Source organism: Vibrio sp. 10N.222.52.C12 (assembly GCF_041474215.1).
In the GTDB taxonomy this organism is placed as follows: Bacteria; Pseudomonadota; Gammaproteobacteria; order Enterobacterales; family Vibrionaceae; genus Vibrio; species Vibrio crassostreae_C.
In genome coordinates, this window is sequence record NZ_JBFRTR010000011.1 from 1 (window position 1) to 16,096 (window position 16,096).

The following is a 16,096-nucleotide window of genomic DNA, read 5'->3' on the forward strand; positions in this document are numbered from 1 at the left end:
TTAAGGTTCTGTCTATGAGAGCGCAATAACCTATTTTTTGAGTTTAAATTGCTCTTTAACCCTGAGACCAAAGTAATTAGGTCTGGTGTAATTACTAATACTGATGCGGGGACAATAGGGTTAAAAATTCCAATTGAAGATATTCCCAATAAAAAGCATGTCTACGAATCAAAGCTCAATAATTTTGGTCGTGAATTTCTTGATTTTATTGAAAATACGTTACCGTGAGACAAACCTGATAAAGCGTTTAAGAGTGATTCTCAACGTTTGGCATTTTTAGTTTGAATCAGCTTTAGTGTTTACAGCACAATGGTTTAGAGCAGGCGGTGGCGTTGTTCACACCTTAATTGGGTATTATGTACTTTCGGAAAAATTAAAGATATTAAATAGGTGAAGACGTGAGAATAGTATTAAACTTTAGAGTGATTTTTTTACTAGTTTCGACTTCGATGCTGTCAGCTTGTGTATATAAATCTAATGTAGACTATGGAACACAATTTACAAAGGAACAAGTTGCTAAAATCGAGAAAAAGTTGACGACTAAGGATGATCTAATGAGAATTTTTGGTGCACCAAACGTCAAAACAGTTATAAGTGAAACTGGTGAGAAATGGATATATACATACACCGGCGGAAGTGCTTCAGCGCAAGCTTTTACAGGAAAAACCACTTCAGATATTTCAAGTCATATGCTTGATATATTGATTGAAAATGGTGTGGTAGTAAATTTTTCAGAAACGAATACTAAACATAAAATGAACATGTCAGTCGAATAACTACGCATATACAAGCAATTTAAACAAACTGCCAACGCTTGGTATTCTCATGGAAAGGTTATATCTAAATGTCGATAGAAAAAATGCATGGCGGTGCTACACATACTGCGGAAGAGTTTGTACTTGCTGGTTTAGCTGCATCAAAAAGTTCAGAAAATAATAGATTAGTCGCCCCTGCAATGGTCTGTTTTTCTTTCGCTTCAGAGTTGTTTCTTAAAGGTGTATTAGCTGAACAAGGCGTCGATCCAGGCAAGAAACATGGTCTTTGGTTTTTATATAAACGTCTTCCTGAAGATCGGAAAGATTGGGTCTGGCGCATGTATGTTGACCTGGTTGGTGATATTCGAAAAGAAGTTTTCGAAACGGAAATTCGTCGGTGGTCTAATTCGTTTGTAGAAATTAGGTATTGGCACGATGAAACTTCAAAGGAGCAAGCTTATTTTGATTTCTCCAATTTCATACCAAACTTTGCAATTAGTTTGTACAACGCATACTTGCAGGCTGAATACTTACCAATATTTGAATTTTCGCAACTAAAAGGGAAACATGTTCAGTAGAAACCGAATGCTAGCAAGCAATTCAAGCTAACAGGCAATGCGTAGCATTTTCAGTTCCAAACAGTTTGGGTGTAATCGGTGTGTTGCTTTGGGTTCAGGTTTGTGTTGGCTTGTAACTTAATTGGGTGTTATGCAAAATCGAGGTGTATGAGTGCAAATAGAACATAGAGAATGGATGGTCGAAACTGCTGAAAAATATTGCACAGCAGCTGAACTACTAGTCAAACAAACTAACTTATGTAGGCAAGCTCAGATGAGTGCTGCCTTATAGATTGAAATACTTCTCAAGAGCTATCTCGCTCGTATAGCTGAGTATGAAGGGGAAGTTTATGAAACATACACTTCTAAGCGAGGGCACAATCTAGCCAAATTAGCAGACATGCTACCAGTTGAAGTACGCAGTTATTTAGATTTAAATGAATCTCAAAATGGGTTTCCCGCATCGAGTACACGGCAATTTGTTGAAAGATATGCAAATACGTTTATTGAAGACCGATATATTTATGAATCATCGCGAAATAGATTTCGACCAGGGTTCTCTATTAACCTTGTTCACACTGTAAGAACTTTAGTAGATAAAACGATAGACTTATACTTAGCTACCGGTTCTGATGATCCGTGGATTAATAATTTTGTATAACAAGGTGTTCCAGACAGATTTTCCAACGCTTAGTATTTTGTGCATAGAGAGTAACAAGGAAGCTCCCATGAAAAACATAGCTATGGCCGTGGTTGTAAGAGAAGGGAAAGTCTTAATTCAAAAGCGTTTTAGACATCGCCAAGGTATGGTTTTTGAGTTCCCTGGGGGTTCAGTTGATCCCGGAGAGTCGGGTAGCGAAGCTGCAATTAGAGAGTTGTGGGAAGAAACGGGTCTTAAAGATTTACAACTTCTCGGTACTCATCAAGCTCTGAACAACTTCGGTGGTGAGATTCATTACGTCGTTTTGCGTGCGGATCTAAATAAGGAACCGAAAATGGTCGATGCAGAAAGACAGCAAACTTTCTATTGGCTAGAACCCTCAGCGATACCTCTTGGTGATTTTTATCGTGCAGATATTGAGTTTATAGAGAAATATTTGAGTAGATATGTGTAGTTCAAGGGTAGGTTTGTTCATAAATGTTTGTGCGGATTGAGTTGGCATTATGTGGCAGGTATGGAATTCGAATATAAAAAAGTAGAACCAAATCATAGAGACTTTCAGTTATTAATCACTGAGCTGAATTCGTCACTTCGCCAGATTACTAATGACACAGGTGAAAGCTCATTTGCGTCTGACGCTTTTGACCCATCAAAAGATGGATGTATCGTGGTGTATCTGAATGATAGCGCTGTGGCATGTGGGGTGTTTAGATATCACGAAAGTGAAGTTTGTGAACTTAAGCGGATGTACTCTAACAAAGCTGGTGCTGGCTCATATTTATTGAAACAACTCGAATGTTTTGCGATTGAAAAAGGGTATCGAAAAGCTATTTTATCGACACGTAGAGTTAATTCAAAAGCGGTGAGCTTTTATTGTCGCCACGCTTACTCAGAATCCAGTGCGTATGGCAAATATGTCGGTGTAGATCGTTCGATTTGCCTCTCAAAGATGCTAGTCATATAACAACCAAATCTATTAGGTCTTAGTTTCACGAAGGAAATATGACAAGCGACCAACTATTGGAAAAGGCACTTTATAGCAGTGCCAGCATCCATTACTTCATCCTTTAAAAGCTTGTTCAGCGCTTTTATCAGAAGTGGCCCTCAATTTATGGACATGACTAGAAACGTAGAAACCACTCTCCTGAATTTAATTTCAACAGTAAATCACACACAAACGTAGAGGTAGCGCACAGAAACGAAAAAGGAGATATCGCGATTACGTAATCATTGATCTAGCCGATAGTGAGATAGTGATAAGAGGTCGATAATTCGTTGTCGGATCTAAATTAGAACTTTAAATCTAATTTCTAAGTAGTTGTTATCTCAGGAAGAGTTTTGTGCTATGCGCCCCTATATTAAATACATTATCCCTATTTTAATTCCTTTCATTATCCTCGTAATGCCGCTATCAGCGTTTCCATTTGAAGGCCTTACGATTATTCAACAACGCGTTATCGCGATCTTTTTATTAGCGGCATTGTGCTGGGTGTTCGAGCCCATCCCGATCTACGCGACGTCTGTTGTTATTATCGTTCTGCAATTGTTGATGTTGTCGGATAAAGGGCTGATCTTTTTAAGGTTTGAGCATGGGCAGGAACATTTTGGTGAGTTGTTAAAATACAGCGACATCATGGCGACATTCGCCAGCCCAATCATCATGCTGTTTTTGGGCGGTTTTTTCTTAGCGATGGCCGCCACTAAGTATCGATTAGACGTAAACTTAGCCCGTGTATTATTGAAGCCATTTGGACAAGACCCAAAGTTTGTGATGCTCGGCTTAATGCTGATCACCGGTATCTTTTCGATGTTTATGTCTAACACGGCAACAACGGCAATGATGCTATCTATTTTGACGCCGGTACTGGCTGTGTTTGGCCCGAAAGACCCCGGTCGTATAGCGTTTGCGCTTTGTATCCCTGTTGCCGCTAACATCGGTGGCATTGGTACCCCAATCGGTACTCCACCGAACGCTATCGCACTTAAATATTTAGTTGGCGATAACCTCATTACGTTCGGTGAATGGATGGCATTTGGTGTGCCGTTTGTCGTTATTATGATGGCGTTAGCGTGGTTTTTAATAGGCTTTATGTACAAAGCTGACCAAAAGAAAATCGAGCTAAGCATCAAAGGTAAATTCCTTAAAACGCCCAAAGCCATTGCGGTATACGTCACTTTTGCGCTAACCATTATTCTTTGGTTAATGGGCTCAAGCCATGGCATGAACTCTTATACCGTCGCTCTGATTCCTGTCGCTGTGTTCTCACTCACAGGGATCATCAATAAAGAAGACCTGAAAAAGATTTCTTGGGACGTATTGTGGCTTGTATCAGGTGGTATTGCGCTTGGTTTAGCTCTCGATAAAACTGGCTTAGCAAGGCTCGTGGTACACAGCATTCCGTTTGATGCTTACTCACCATATGTGGTGTTGTTCGGAGCGGCGTTCTTGTGTTTGGTAATGGCAAACTTTATGTCTCATACCGCAACGGCTAACTTGTTAATGCCAATTATGGCTGCATTAGGTTCGTCTATGGCTTCACTCACGCCACTAGGCGGTGAGTTAACGTTAATTCTGGTTGTGACTTTTGCCGCTTCATTAGGTATGTCGCTGCCAATCAGTACGCCACCGAATGCGTTGGCTCATGCCACGGGTCATGTGCAAAGTAATCAAATGGCCAGAATCGGTATTATTTTGGGTGTGGTTGGTGTGCTATTGAGCTTTGCTATGGTGTGGCTGCTACATTCAATTGGTCACATAGGATAACGATACGTGTATCAACAAAAGCTAGAAGCACTTATCGAGCGTTATTTTAATCAGACAGAGCGTCGGGTGACGTGCCGTGCCGGTAACACCATTATTGAACAATCAGCGTTAAACACTCGTTTATATTATGTGTTTAGTGGAGAACTGGAAGGGTTTTATTCCGAAGCGAATACACCGCAAGTGCGAGTATTTAGCGCGGGTAGTGGGGCTTTTATAGGCGTTCATAGCTTCTTTTCAGGTAATTGGACAGCATCTTCAACGGTTGTTGCTAAAACCGATGTTGAGTTAGCGTGGATCGATAAAGACACGCCGGCAGAAGATGAACGTAACTTTGGTCCTCTTACCGCACAGTTCACACCTGTGATCGTCAATGAGTTGTCGCGTCGTCAACGCCGTGCAACACAAGAAGCGATAGCGAAACAAAAAGCGCTAGAGAAGTTACATACTGCTGAGCAAATGACGACCTTGGGTCAATTGGCTGCAGGGATTGCCCATGAGCTTAACAACGCTATTGGTGTAGTAAATAGTAAATCTGGCCGACTTGAAACGGTCATCATGGATCTGCTTGAAGAAGTGCATCCAGAAGCCAGTCAATTTTTTGATTTTGGGTTAATGCATGGTCAGAAAACGTCGTCGTCAGAAGCGCGAACACGTGGGCGACAATTTGAAAGAAAATATGGTTTAGACAAAAACATTGCACGCTCTCTTGCAAAGGCGATTCCAATTGACGCTTTATCTGCAACAGACGTTATTTCAAAACATTGGCTGAAAAACCCAGAAGAAGCGATTCGCTTTTGGCAGATGGGCTGTGATTTACATGATTTACGTTTGGCATCTAGACACACCGTTGGCATCGTAAAATCGGTTAAACAACTTGGTAGAGTTGATATTGACACCGAAGAAGCGGTTGATATTAACGACTCCATTAACCATGCCTTATCGTTGTTACAAAGTGAGTTACGTAGAGTCTCTGTGCGATTGAGCCCTGCAGATTTGCCGACTTTTAAAGGCTCGAAAACAGAGCTCGTTCAGATTTGGGTCAACATTGTAAAGAATGCTTGTGATGCAATGTCGAATTCAGACGATGCCGCAATAGAAATTCAAACCAGATTAAGTAAGAAAAGAATATTAGTTACGATCACGAATAACGGCCCTGAGATAGACGAGGTGACTCGTAGAAAGGTATTTCAGCCCAACTTCACCACTAAAAAAGGTGGTTTATCGTTTGGATTGGGCTTGGGTTTATCAATCGTTAAGCGGATTGTGGCGGGTTATGGCGGAAGTATCATTGTGAAAAGTGATGCTTCTAAAACTGTATTTAGAATCAAGTTACCAGTAGAGGGTGAACATGGAGAAGCTTAATTTAATCTGTGTCGATGACCAGAGAGAAGTACTGAGCGCAGTGGTACAAGATTTAGAGCCGCTGGCGAGTTGGCTGAATATTGAAGATTGTGAATCAGCGCTAGAAGTGCTTGATCTCATGGATGAACTTGACGCAGAAGGCGAACACATTACCGTCATCGTGTCTGATCATGTGATGCCAGGGAAAACGGGTGTGGAGTTACTCACTGACGTGTTCCATGACAGCCGCTTTCCGAATACAAAGAAAATTCTTCTTACGGGGCAGGCCACTCACACCGATACCATCAATGCGATTAATGCAGCAGGTATCGACCGTTACTTTGAAAAGCCTTGGCAAGCAAGCACGTTAGTTGAATGCATTCGCACTCTTGTTACTGAGTACATATTTGATCAAGGGCTTGATTACACGGACTATCAGAATGAGCTCGACCAGCAGGTTGTGTTGAGACGCTTACGTTAGTCTCTTATGTTAGCGACTTACATGAGTCACTTATGTCAGTCGCTTGAAATTATATGCACCGAACGACCCTTTCTGAGGGATTTTTTCTTTGAGAGATGTAATCTTTTGGTGCATATTTTACCTATCTCTTTTAGTAATTCAGGTTTAGTACTCAGTTATTAACACACTGGTTACTGGCTTAAGTCTAAAACTCATGCGCTACGCCAACCAAAATTGAAGTTAATGCATAGTCTTTATACACCACATTAGTGCCGTTCCTGCCTCCAGGTAACGCCAGCGGATGCATTGTGTTTTCTTCACGAACGATTCCCTGAACATACAGCAGAGCTAAAATGTGTCGCAGAGCACTAGTGTCGTATGTTAGAACTGTGAATTTAATTAGGACGTTGCAGCTAACTTATGCGTCGTTATCAGTCTAGGAAGTAAAATGAAAAAATTGGTTTTGGCTTTGTTGTTATTGGTTTCGACCAGTGCAATGGCATCTAAAGACGTACCGGAAATGTCGATTAAAAACGGCTATGTTGAACCGTTCCAAATGTTCGATAACGTTTATTACGTTGGTGATAGATGGGTGTCGTCTTATGCGGTAGAGACTGCAAAGGGATTAGTTCTGATTGATACACTCGATTTCCCTTATTCGATGTGGATACCCATCAATCTAAAAAAGCTTGGGTTACAAGATAAGGCTATCACTCATATTTTGGTGACTCACGGCCATTCTGATCATGTTGGTGGAGCACAATTTCTCCAGTCTGAATATGATGCAAAGGTCGTGATGACACAAAAGGGTTATGAGTTAGCCGTAGCTCAAGCTAACAAAAGCAGTGGTAAGAATACCTTTTTGCCGCCCAAGGTAGACTTCTTTGTGCAAGATAGCAGTAGTCTTATTGTCGGTGAGGACGAGTTTAAGTTCTACCTTACGCCCGGCCACACAGAAGGGGATTATTCGATAGACCTTATGGTGAAAGACAACGGTATATCACATCGCGCATTTGTAGTTGGCGGACATAGTATTGATGCACGAGATCCAAAGCTGGCGAAGCAGTTCTTCGAGAGCATGGACAGAGTCCGAGAGATCGCTTTGCAGCCGCCTGTTGTGAGTGTGAATCTGTCTAACCATCCTCATAAGAATCATCTATTCGCTAATCGTGAGAAACGAAATGCCGATGGTTTGAATAACCCGTTCATTAGCGAAAGTAACTTCTTTAGCTTTTTAGACCAGCAAGAAGCCTTAGCGAAAGAGAAACTCAGTGAAGCACAACAGAGGAATAAATCGAAAAGTTCATAGTAGACGCTCGCTTAAGTATAGATACGGCCAACGCGAGCCATTCGCAGTTTATACTTGTTGGGGAATGAAGAGGTCGCAGCTCGCTTATGTGACTTTCTAGTATCAGCGGCGAGCGAGACATGCATGGTGTCGGAGAAAACCGTTCAGTATTGGCGCAATGCCTTGGAAGGTTAGGGTTTTTCTATGTAGAGCTTCCGGCACTGCACACAATTGATTCTCAATGCGCGGCATTTTCGTTCAATGCCGCTTTCTCTATATTCAACATTTGAATGCAATTTGTGGAATATATCAAAATTAATTAAATTGATAGTAAGCTATTACTTTTCATTATGTTAGGGTTCTTTTCTTTAGGTCATCTGATTAGGAAGAGGATAATGAAAAAGGGATTTGTGATAGCGATGTCAATCGGCTTTGTTGTCTTCTCCCTTGTTGGTCGTGCTCTTCAGTGGTTCGGGTCTAGTAATTCCGAGTTGTTTCCTAAACTTCCTGATATTCCCCAATTTGTTCCTTCTACCGATTTCGACGGTGAGTGGCTAGGCCGTCGCATTAACACCACTGGCAATAATATGTGTGAACGCACAACTATTACCGGAACCATTCGTGAGGGCAAGGCAACCCTAAGGCTTACCTACAACGGAACACCGTTAGAGGGCTGGATTACTGAAAGCGGCGACTTACGTTTATATGCCAAACATCGCCGATGGGATTATCGTTTTTCAGCACATGGAAGTAGCAATAGATTTGACGGCCGTTGGCACTTAACCAATGGCCCGTGCCAAGGGAGTTGGTTTATAGAAAAGGTCGATGGCAAGTAGGGTTGTTACTACAAGACACCGTTTAAAATTAACCAGCACAAGGTTCTTTTAGGAGAGATAAGTGATCAGATTAATCGCCGTGTTCATTGTGGCTTTCGGGCTAGGCGCATATGCGAGCTTACATGTTTTGACCGACTATGTTGTGAGCATTAAAGACAGTCATAAAGCTGCGGTGCGGCAAGGTTTTGAAACCTATAAACATGCCAATACAAAAGACCTTGCCCCATTAATTAAAACATCGAACTTGTTAGCTCGTTATAGTGCTTGTGAATTAGAGGGAGATGAAGGCGATGCGATTGCATTAACCCTGTCTATTAACGCTATTTCCTTTGGGATGTTATCGAAGCAAGCATCTGACCTCGATCAAGACACCTTTAGGACTGGTTTGATGATGTACGGAAAACTCAAAGACAACGAGAAAGCGTCTGCTCAGCTAACTGAAATACTTACTTCGTACTGTAAAGATAGTCTTCGCTATCTATACGACTGTGAAAAACTTTCTAATTTGTTAGGCGAAGAATGGGATACACAATGGGAGGAAGTGAAACCAGAATGTACCTAAAAATGATTCAATATATGTGGCACTTTTCTATGCCGTATTCAGATGTGATTTGAAAACAAAGGACACAATATGGGAGTAAGGTTGGTCAAAGGTTCCGATCCTAAGTTCGCTGAATCGATCACCAAAACGAATATGGCGAGTTACTATCAAGCTCGTGGAATCGCTTGGGGTCATAGTCAGTTTTTACGTAGCTGGGATGAACTGGATAACTATGAAATTTATGTAGGGGAGAGCCGTATTGGTGTTATCCGCTTCAGTTACACCAGTGATACAACGTTTCTTAGGGATTTGCAGATATTAGCTGACTATCAAGGTCGAGGTTTTGGCTCTAAGTGTCTCGATTTAGCTATTGAACATGCGAACAATCAAGCATCGACTCAGTTAGTGTTGCGCGTGTTCAGTGAGAATCCCGCGATTAAGCTTTATCAAGCAAAAGGTTTTACTAAGTTGTCTGAAGTGAAGGGGCTTGTTGAAATGGAGCTGCTTTTAGGCTCATCATTGAGAGGGTGTCATGGATAACCGTATCCAATTAAATTTTGTTAAATACTTATTTTCAGAGTTGCTGTTTATTGTTATCGCACTAGGTCTTGTTTATTGGATATCAGACGGTGATCGTTCATCGCTGCTAACCATAGGGCTGATAATTTGTGTTCCTCCACTAATAAAAATTCTAATGTTGTGGTGGAAGCTTCGCGATAGCTCATTTGAAATCACGAACGGTCACGTACGTTTAAATGGAGTTGCTTGTGATGTGACTTTACAGCGCAGCTTTCTTCCGTTTGAAATTGGCTCATTCATCAAACTTTCATACACGAAAGGTGCAATGCAGAAACACAATATTTACCTTTCTAAAGGCGCAATGAATAAAGATGAATGGCAGCGTGTATTAGCGTGTCGAACATAGTTCCACGGCTTTAGTTTGTGTTGTGCGTCAGTTTGTATTTCGGATTTGGTTCGTGTGCTAGTATCGCCTTTTTTACACTGAGCTATCTTATGACCAACGACCATTTCAAAGGTAAATATGAGGTTGAGCTGAAGTATCGACTTAGCTCTACGTCTGAGTTCTTGAAAACTTTGAACCTAATTGCTCATGAAGTAATGCTGCAAGACAATCAGGAATGTGATTGGTATTTCGATAGCCCTGATAGAAGCTTACAGGCTCAGAACAAAAGCTTGTGTATTCGCACTATGGAGCCGTCGGGCATCAAACTATGGATCGTAAAAGGCCCAGAGTCTGATCGATGTGAAGCGACAAACATCACTGATGCGTCGAATGCGAAGAGTATGCTAGAGAACCTGGGGTACGAAGTGATTCTTAAAGCGCAGAAAACTCGCAGTATTTATTTTGTTGGAGAGTTCCATATCACGGTCGATTCTCTTGCGGGTATCGGTGATTTTGCCGAATTTGCTATCATGACGGACGATGAGTCTAAGTTGTCTGTGTATAAAAGTGAGCTTGAGTTGTTAGCCAATAAATTCGGGTTGACTGAATCGGAACTGCAAACTCAGTCTTATAAACAGATGTTCGAGGAAATGAACGCATAGTACAGCGCTTAAGCGTAAGGGAGACTTATGGACACCATTATGAAACAAGCAATCGAATTGCGAAAGGAAGAGAAGTACCAAGCGTCGCGTGACTTACTGGCAGCGCTACTCACTGATGAAAACTATGCGGCGAAAGCTCATTTACAGATTGCGTGGTCTTACGACAACCAAGGCAAAGAGCAACAGGCGATTGATCACTATGTGCAGTCTCTGTCTGGCGTGCTTTCTTCAGTAGAGCGTTTTGATGCGCTGTTCGGTTTGGCGAGTACTTATCGAAGCCTTGGCCTTTATGCAGAGGCTTTAGGCTATTTCGAACAGACTATGGCTGAGTATCCTGACTCGATAGAAGTGAAACCTTTCTACGCAATGTGTTTGTACAATTTAGGTCGCCATAAAGAGGCGACATCGCTGTTACTTGAGCTTTTAGTTTCCACGACGAATAGCGAAGCGATCAAAGAGTACCAACGAGCGATCTCTTTATATGCTCAAGACTTAGATAAAACCTGGTAAGCAGCGCGTAAAGCTCATTAACTCACATAACAAAAAGCCTAAGCATCAATATGATACTTAGGCTTAAAGGCATAGTTTTTGTTCTTTAGGAAAGCGTTACGCTGAAAGCTCTTTACGAACGATCTCTGCGCCAGCACTTAGCGCATTAAGCTTCGCTGAGGCTATCTCGCGAGGTAGGGGAGCCATGCCGCAGTTGGTGCAAGGGTAGAGCTTGTCGGCATCAACGTACTTAAGTGTTTCACGTAGAGTGCTAGCCACTTCTTCCGGTGTTTCAATCGAATCGGTTGCAACATCAATCGCACCGACCATTACTTTCTTGCCTCGTACGAGCTCAAGCAGCTCAAGAGGTACATGAGAGTTGTGACACTCTAAAGAGATAATATCGATATTCGATTGCTGCAGCTTAGGAAATACTTCTTCGTATTGGCGCCACTCGGTGCCTAGTGTCTTTTTCCAATCCGTATTCGCTTTGATCCCGTAGCCATAACAAATATGCACTGCTGTTTCGCACTTAAGCCCTTCAATGGCTCTTTCTAAGCACGCGATGCCCCAATCATTCACTTCATCAAAAAACACGTTAAACGCAGGTTCATCGAACTGAATAATATCAACGCCTGCAGCCTCTAACTCTTTCGCTTCTTCGTTGAGGATCTTCGCAAATTCCCACGCCAGTTTTTCACGGCTTTGGTAATGCGCATCGTAAAGTGTATCAATCATGGTCATAGGCCCCGGCAGAGCCCATTTGATCGGTTGATCGGTTTGTTGACGTAAGAATTTAGCATCTTCGACAAACACGGATTTCTGACGAGAAACAGGGCCAACGACTGTAGGGACACTTGCATCGTAACGGTCGCGGATTTTAACGGTTTCACGCTTTTCAAAATCAACGCCATTCAAGTGTTCAATGAAGGTCGTTACAAAGTGCTGACGTGTTTGCTCACCGTCACTCACAATATCAATGCCTGCTTGCTGCTGCTCGTGCAGAGAGACACGCAGCGCATCTTGTTTGCCATCTGTGAGTTCAGCGCCTTGAAGTTTCCATGGCGACCAAAGCGTCTCTGGTTGTGCAAGCCAAGACGGTTTCGGCAAGCTGCCCGCTGTTGAAGTCGGTAATAGTGTTTTCATAATAATACTGCCTATCCTTGGGTGGTTTGAGAGCGCAATAGACGATTAAAGTGCGTAATTTGCCGACCAGTTCTCTAGAATTGATTGGTATGGCTTAATGAAATTCTCTTCTGCGAATTTACCTTGTTCAACCGCTAGCTGGCTTCGTTCTTCACGGTCGTACACGATTTGAGTCAGCGAGTGATCCAAGTTTTTCAAGTTTGGTTGGTAACAGTTGCCTGCAACCGCGTTCGCGTTGTAAATCTCAGGTCGGTAGATTTTCTGGAACGTGCCCATTGTGCTGATGGTGCTGATAAGCTCGAGGTTAGAGTAATCGTTCAGCAGATCACCAAAGAAATAGAAGGCCAAAGGTGCAACACTGTTTGGCGGCATGAAATAACGAACCTGTAAGCCCATCTTCTTAAAATATTGCTCAGTTAAAGAAGACTCATTCGGCTGGTATTCAAAACCTAATACTGGGTGTTGGTTTTCAGTGCGGTAATAGGTTTTATTATCTGACACGCTTAAGCAAATAACAGGTGGCTTATTAAAGTTCTTTTTGTAAGCGTCAGAGTTAACGAAATATTTAAATAGCTTGCCGTGTAAATCACCAAAATCTTCTGGAATGCTGAATTTATCTTGGCCTTTATTATGATCCAATAGACGTATGCTAAAGTCATAATCTCGAACATAAGAAGAGAAGTTATTTCCGATAATGCCTTCAATACGCTCGTTCGTTTTTCGGTCCAGGATATTGGTTTTCAGCACTTCAATTGAAGGGAATGCTTCGCCGTTGCTTTCAATATCCATATCAACAGAAATGATTTCAAGCTCAACAGAGTAACGGTCGCCCTTAGGATTGTCCCAGTGTGCTAACGCGTTGAAACTGTTATCGATCATTTGTAGTGCATTGCGCAAGTTCGCTTGGCGGCTGTCGCCTCTAGCCAGGTTAGCAAAGTTGGTTGTGATGCGCGTGCTGTCTGCAGGCTGGTAGTTTTCGTCGAGGCTAATGCTCTTAATCGTAAAATTAAATTCTTTATTCATGCTGATTTGGTATCCCAATTTGTTTTCTGATTCTCTCGGCCTTTAGTATTAAAACGGCTTTTATTTTTTGCTTGTGACCGGATTAAGAATCGAAGGCTATGCTGTCTGACATTAATGCTTAGCAGAATTAATGTCGTATAAAGTTAATCGCTTAAGGTTTTTATACGTTGATAGGTTCACCATTAACAATGGTATTACTTCACATTGAACATGAGGAATATTCATGATCTATTCTGTTTGAATATTTAAGCCGGTGTCAGTTATATTAATTAGCTTGATGGAAATATAACCACATTAATAGTGTGTTATTTAAGACGATTAATTTAATTAAGAGATGGATGAAATGAGTGAATTGCTGTTGTTGATTTTATACTGTGCATTATTAGGCAGTGGTGTTGGTTTTCTTGCCGGGCTTTTGGGGATTGGCGGAGGGCTGATCATTGTTCCGGTGCTAAGCAGCATTTTACTTCACTTAGAGACTCTACCTGCGGATCAAGTGGTTGTTGCGGCCATCGCTACTTCGTTGGCATCGATACTGTTCACCTCAACTTCTTCTGCACTTGCTCACCACAAGAATGGAAACGTGCCTTGGGATCTGGCGCCTTGGATCATGCTCGGTGTTGCTCTAGGTGCACTGGTTAGTGGCTTTATGGCGGCTCTGTTGCCGGAAAAAGTCGTTCGTATTGTGTTCGCCGTGAGTGTGGTTCTTATTGCGATCAAGATGTTCTTAAGCAGTAAAAATGATGCACCTAAGGAACGAAAACTGCCAAACAAGGGCGTGCTAACGGTGCTTACAACCATTACGGGTGGCTTGTCTGCCATGATAGGCATTGGTGGTGGTGCATTGCTGGTTCCGCTATTAACGTTCTTCTCTGTCGATATGAAAAAGGCTATTGGTTGCGCGTCGGCTTGTGGCATTGTCATCGCGTTGTTTGGCTCGATAGGTTACATCAGTTCAGGTAGCAGCCACTTTGCTCTATCAGACGGTTTTGCTGGCTTTGTTTATCTGCCTGCGCTGTTGGGTATTGTGTGCACGTCTTGGTTTACGGCTCCTTTAGGCGCAAAAGCGACCAACCATTTACCGGTTCCAACGATTAAGAAAATCTTCTCAATACTGCTGGTGGTTATCGCGGCAAGCATGGTGGCGCGTTAATTAAAGATCGTTCAGTGTGAATATATAGAACAAAAACGAATAAATTGATCAACCACCAATAATTAGAAAAGGGCAGTTTCATAACTGCTCTTTTTTTGTTTGTCGGTCTATGCTTATACAGCTATGTACATGAGTATATTGATAAAATCGTTTAGTTATGAACAATCCACTGCTATAGCTAAATGTATCTTGTTTGATTCAACGGAATGCTATCAATGAGTGATTTATGGATCCTTTAACGCAGGGCGTGTTAGGCGCTTCTTTGTCACAATCGGCCAGCAAAAAACAACATTTGGTTGTTGCTGGGGTATTAGGTCTGCTCTCTTGGTTGGCTCCAGATTTAGATGCACTTATTAAGTCTCAAAGTGACCCTTTGTTGGCTTTGGAGTTTCATCGACAATTTACCCATTCACTCTTCTTTATCCCCATTGGCAGTTTGATCTGTGCCTTGGTTCTGCATCACCTGATTACAAAAAGACGTGGGCTTACTTTCAAACAAAGTTGGCTGTTTTGCGCTCTGGGTTATGGCACTCATGCACTGTTAGACGCTTGTACCACTTATGGCACGCAGTTACTTTGGCCTTTCACCAACGCGCGTTTTGCTTGGAATACCATATCAATCATCGATCCTGTTTATACGCTTCCCATCTTAATTTTACTTGTGTTTACAACGTTGAAACGAGCGCCTTGGCTGGCGCGTGTCGCATTTGCTTGGGCTCTAATCTATCCAACATTAGGGATGATTCAGCGAGACAGGGTAGAGGCCGTTGGGTGGCAATTAGCGGATCAAAGACAACACACACCGATTCGATTAGAGGCAAAACCAAGCTTTGCTAATATCTTGGTATGGAAAGTGGTGTACGAAACAGAGGCTCAATATCATGTAGACGCAGTGCGGGTTGGCACATCGGTAAACGTATATCCCGGAGAGTCGATTACGAAACTGAATGTTAGCAGGGATTTACCTTGGCTTGACCCTGACTCTCAACAAGCCAAAGACATTGAGCGCTTCCGCTGGTTTTCAAATGGTTATATTGCTCAGGACCCAACAGACGAGCTGCGTATTATCGATGTCCGATATTCAATTGTACCGAATCAAATGAAAGCACTTTGGAGCATCAAGCTATCAAAAGCAGTTGATGCAAACACGCATGTAAAATACGAAACGCACAGAGACAATACTCCAGAATCGAGACAGATCTTCTTCGATATGCTTACTGGCGATAAATGAGCTAGTTTTAAACTGATCTGCACCGTCAATACTGGATGCTACGTTAAGCGACTTTCCATACGTTTAGTTATCTCTGAATTGTTAATTTAGGGGAAGCTATAGCTCATTTATGCCCCATTGTGTGTTCACTTCGATGAGTGAACTACATCGGCAATCTATTTTTACAATACATAAACTAATGGTTAGGAAAAGGCCCGACACATTTTCTTTCTTCACTCTAGGTAGTCAGCATATTTAGATAGTATGGACAATAGGATAGAGTCAGACCATACTCCAGTCAAAAAG

The 16,096-nt window shown here is 42.1% G+C and carries 18 protein-coding genes; 16 read left to right on the top strand and 2 right to left on the bottom strand.

Annotated elements, in window-relative coordinates:
- Window positions 1–398: 398 nt before the first annotated feature.
- The 14 genes from AB4623_RS02620 (at window position 399) to AB4623_RS02685 (ending at window position 11,279) form a co-directional block, all read left to right on the top strand.
- Entirely contained in the window at window positions 399–776 is a 378-nt protein-coding gene (locus AB4623_RS02620) for a hypothetical protein (protein WP_372145682.1), read from the top strand.
- Window positions 777–844: 68 nt separating this feature from the next.
- Window positions 845–1,333 carry a HEPN domain-containing protein gene (locus tag AB4623_RS02625; protein WP_372145684.1) on the top strand — a complete coding sequence of 163 codons (489 nt, stop codon included), beginning with the start codon at window positions 845–847 and terminating at the stop codon, window positions 1,331–1,333.
- Window positions 1,334–2,040: 707 nt separating this feature from the next.
- Entirely contained in the window at window positions 2,041–2,427 is a 387-nt protein-coding gene (locus tag AB4623_RS02630; protein WP_372145686.1) for an NUDIX hydrolase, read from the top strand.
- 60 nt (window positions 2,428–2,487) lie between these two features.
- A complete protein-coding gene (locus AB4623_RS02635) occupies window positions 2,488–2,937 on the top strand; it encodes a GNAT family N-acetyltransferase (RefSeq protein WP_372145688.1) in 450 nt (149 codons plus the stop codon).
- 381 nt (window positions 2,938–3,318) lie between these two features.
- The gene (locus AB4623_RS02640) at window positions 3,319–4,737 is read left to right on the top strand and encodes a DASS family sodium-coupled anion symporter (protein WP_372145690.1); all 1,419 of its coding nucleotides are present in this window, start codon (window positions 3,319–3,321) and stop codon (window positions 4,735–4,737) included.
- Between the two features lie 6 nt (window positions 4,738–4,743).
- Complete coding sequence (locus AB4623_RS02645) at window positions 4,744–6,099, top strand: ATP-binding protein (protein WP_372145692.1); 1,356 nt, start codon at window positions 4,744–4,746, stop codon at window positions 6,097–6,099.
- A complete protein-coding gene (locus tag AB4623_RS02650) occupies window positions 6,086–6,559 on the top strand; it encodes a response regulator (protein WP_012603765.1) in 474 nt (157 codons plus the stop codon). The genes AB4623_RS02645 and AB4623_RS02650 overlap by 14 nt, the downstream gene beginning before the upstream one ends.
- A 427-nt stretch (window positions 6,560–6,986) precedes the next feature.
- Window positions 6,987–7,847: an MBL fold metallo-hydrolase gene (locus AB4623_RS02655; RefSeq protein WP_372145694.1), complete on the top strand. Its 861-nt coding sequence runs from the start codon at window positions 6,987–6,989 to the stop codon at window positions 7,845–7,847.
- Window positions 7,848–8,221: 374 nt separating this feature from the next.
- On the top strand, window positions 8,222–8,662 hold the full coding sequence (locus AB4623_RS02660; protein ID WP_054542169.1) for a hypothetical protein: 441 nt from the start codon (window positions 8,222–8,224) through the stop codon (window positions 8,660–8,662).
- A gap of 61 nt (window positions 8,663–8,723) precedes the next feature.
- Complete coding sequence (locus AB4623_RS02665; protein WP_102332143.1) at window positions 8,724–9,224, top strand: hypothetical protein; 501 nt, start codon at window positions 8,724–8,726, stop codon at window positions 9,222–9,224.
- Window positions 9,225–9,293: 69 nt separating this feature from the next.
- The gene (locus tag AB4623_RS02670; RefSeq protein WP_372145697.1) at window positions 9,294–9,743 is read left to right on the top strand and encodes a GNAT family N-acetyltransferase; all 450 of its coding nucleotides are present in this window, start codon (window positions 9,294–9,296) and stop codon (window positions 9,741–9,743) included.
- Window positions 9,736–10,128, top strand: a complete 393-nt coding sequence (locus AB4623_RS02675) for a hypothetical protein (RefSeq protein ID WP_372145699.1) — start codon at window positions 9,736–9,738, stop codon at window positions 10,126–10,128. Before AB4623_RS02670 ends, AB4623_RS02675 begins: the two co-directional genes overlap by 8 nt.
- 89 nt (window positions 10,129–10,217) lie before the next feature.
- On the top strand, window positions 10,218–10,769 hold the full coding sequence (cyaB, locus tag AB4623_RS02680; RefSeq protein WP_372145701.1) for a class IV adenylate cyclase: 552 nt from the start codon (window positions 10,218–10,220) through the stop codon (window positions 10,767–10,769).
- 27 nt (window positions 10,770–10,796) lie between these two features.
- The gene (locus AB4623_RS02685; RefSeq protein ID WP_372145703.1) at window positions 10,797–11,279 is read left to right on the top strand and encodes a tetratricopeptide repeat protein; all 483 of its coding nucleotides are present in this window, start codon (window positions 10,797–10,799) and stop codon (window positions 11,277–11,279) included.
- A 96-nt stretch (window positions 11,280–11,375) separates the two neighbouring features.
- Here the strand turns inward: AB4623_RS02685 and AB4623_RS02690 are convergent, their stop codons facing one another.
- Window positions 11,376–12,404, bottom strand: a complete 1,029-nt coding sequence (locus AB4623_RS02690) for a methionine synthase (protein WP_004733563.1) — start codon at window positions 12,402–12,404, stop codon at window positions 11,376–11,378.
- A gap of 45 nt (window positions 12,405–12,449) precedes the next feature.
- A complete protein-coding gene (locus AB4623_RS02695) occupies window positions 12,450–13,427 on the bottom strand; it encodes a DUF1852 domain-containing protein (protein WP_372145705.1) in 978 nt (325 codons plus the stop codon).
- Between the two features lie 343 nt (window positions 13,428–13,770).
- Between AB4623_RS02695 and AB4623_RS02700 the strand changes: the two genes are divergently transcribed.
- Window positions 13,771–14,580: a sulfite exporter TauE/SafE family protein gene (locus AB4623_RS02700; RefSeq protein ID WP_372145706.1), complete on the top strand. Its 810-nt coding sequence runs from the start codon at window positions 13,771–13,773 to the stop codon at window positions 14,578–14,580.
- A gap of 226 nt (window positions 14,581–14,806) precedes the next feature.
- Window positions 14,807–15,811, top strand: coding sequence for a metal-dependent hydrolase (locus AB4623_RS02705; protein ID WP_372145708.1), 1,005 nt, complete (start codon window positions 14,807–14,809; stop codon window positions 15,809–15,811).
- Window positions 15,812–16,096: the final 285 nt, after the last annotated feature.

Excerpts from the sequence above, each read along its gene's own strand:
- AB4623_RS02625 (WP_372145684.1), top strand. The coding sequence starts at position 845 with ATGTCGATAGAAAAAATGCATGGCGGTGCTACACATACTGCGGAAGAG.
- AB4623_RS02630 (WP_372145686.1), top strand. The coding sequence starts at position 2,041 with ATGAAAAACATAGCTATGGCCGTGGTTGTAAGAGAAGGGAAAGTCTTA.
- AB4623_RS02635 (WP_372145688.1), top strand. The coding sequence starts at position 2,488 with ATGGAATTCGAATATAAAAAAGTAGAACCAAATCATAGAGACTTTCAG.
- AB4623_RS02640 (WP_372145690.1), top strand. The coding sequence starts at position 3,319 with ATGCGCCCCTATATTAAATACATTATCCCTATTTTAATTCCTTTCATT.
- AB4623_RS02650 (WP_012603765.1), top strand. The coding sequence starts at position 6,086 with ATGGAGAAGCTTAATTTAATCTGTGTCGATGACCAGAGAGAAGTACTG.
- AB4623_RS02655 (WP_372145694.1), top strand. The coding sequence starts at position 6,987 with ATGAAAAAATTGGTTTTGGCTTTGTTGTTATTGGTTTCGACCAGTGCA.
- AB4623_RS02660 (WP_054542169.1), top strand. The coding sequence starts at position 8,222 with ATGAAAAAGGGATTTGTGATAGCGATGTCAATCGGCTTTGTTGTCTTC.
- AB4623_RS02670 (WP_372145697.1), top strand. The coding sequence starts at position 9,294 with ATGGGAGTAAGGTTGGTCAAAGGTTCCGATCCTAAGTTCGCTGAATCG.
- AB4623_RS02675 (WP_372145699.1), top strand. The coding sequence starts at position 9,736 with ATGGATAACCGTATCCAATTAAATTTTGTTAAATACTTATTTTCAGAG.
- cyaB (WP_372145701.1), top strand. The coding sequence starts at position 10,218 with ATGACCAACGACCATTTCAAAGGTAAATATGAGGTTGAGCTGAAGTAT.
- AB4623_RS02685 (WP_372145703.1), top strand. The coding sequence starts at position 10,797 with ATGGACACCATTATGAAACAAGCAATCGAATTGCGAAAGGAAGAGAAG.
- AB4623_RS02690 (WP_004733563.1), bottom strand. The coding sequence starts at position 12,404 with ATGAAAACACTATTACCGACTTCAACAGCGGGCAGCTTGCCGAAACCG.
- AB4623_RS02695 (WP_372145705.1), bottom strand. The coding sequence starts at position 13,427 with ATGAATAAAGAATTTAATTTTACGATTAAGAGCATTAGCCTCGACGAA.
- AB4623_RS02700 (WP_372145706.1), top strand. The coding sequence starts at position 13,771 with ATGAGTGAATTGCTGTTGTTGATTTTATACTGTGCATTATTAGGCAGT.
- AB4623_RS02705 (WP_372145708.1), top strand. The coding sequence starts at position 14,807 with ATGGATCCTTTAACGCAGGGCGTGTTAGGCGCTTCTTTGTCACAATCG.